This is a genomic window from Streptococcus sp. DD11 (assembly GCF_001578865.1).
Classification (GTDB): Bacteria; Bacillota; Bacilli; order Lactobacillales; family Streptococcaceae; genus Streptococcus; species Streptococcus panodentis.
Genome location: NZ_KQ969459.1, coordinates 1 through 382 on the forward strand (window position 1 = coordinate 1; position 382 = coordinate 382).

Consider the following 382-nt stretch of genomic DNA (forward strand, 5'->3'; position numbering starts at 1 on the left):
ACAGGACTATCCCTATAGTCCGTATGTGAATATCGGTTCCGCTGTGGAAGCCAATCTTTCACAGGGACAGCAGGTGCAGAACTATGTGGACAAGCAGTCTGACAGACTGGACAAGCTCGGCCGCAAGGCCATCAATTCTTTAGAAGAAAAAAGAGAGAAATTAATAAAAGAGAGGCAAAGTCTACCATGGGAGTAAGATACAGTGCAGAGGATTCGGCCCAGCTTATCCAGGCCATGACCAATAACCTGCAGGTGGCCAACGATGTGACTGACCGCCTGTCCAGAGGCTGCGACCATCTGATTGCTTCTTTAGATTCGGGTGAGCTGCAGGGAGCGGCCTATACGGCAGGGAAAGGTTTATTTACCGATATTATCATCCCAG

General features: G+C 49.2%; 2 pseudogenes. Both read left to right on the forward strand.

Features of this window, described 5'->3' with window-relative positions:
• Positions 1-196, forward strand: a pseudogene (locus tag STRDD11_RS13835) (hypothetical protein); the annotation flags it as partial.
• Positions 187-382 (forward strand): annotated as a pseudogene (locus STRDD11_RS13395) (hypothetical protein); the annotation flags it as partial. The pseudogenes STRDD11_RS13835 and STRDD11_RS13395, both read left to right, overlap by 10 nt.